The following is a 290-nucleotide window of genomic DNA, read 5'->3' on the forward strand; positions in this document are numbered from 1 at the left end:
ATGACTCGTGAGGCTTAACCATACAACCCAGATGGGTTTTACCTGAAATGAGTCCAATCATTTCGCGGCATTTCCTCCGTCCATGGAGGTCATGCAAGTAACATGGTTTTGCTTAACTGAAAGAATACGAAGTACTTGATTTAGTGTGACTTAATTATTTAGAAAGCTTTTCAAATTTACCAAATTAGTCTGGAAACAATAGCATTGTGGTCCCACCTGATCCCATCTCGAACTCAGAAGTGAAACGCAATCGCGCCGATGGTAGTGTGGGGTCTCCCCATGTGAGAGTA

Annotated in this window: 1 rRNA gene; it reads left to right on the forward strand. The window is 42.8% G+C overall.

Features of this window, described 5'->3' with window-relative positions:
- Positions 1 to 188 precede the first annotated feature (188 nt).
- Positions 189 to 290, forward strand: a 5S ribosomal RNA gene (gene rrf / locus K0625_RS24425); the annotation flags it as partial.

The organism is Shewanella nanhaiensis (assembly GCF_019457885.1).
GTDB classification, from domain to species: domain Bacteria; phylum Pseudomonadota; class Gammaproteobacteria; order Enterobacterales; family Shewanellaceae; genus Shewanella; species Shewanella nanhaiensis.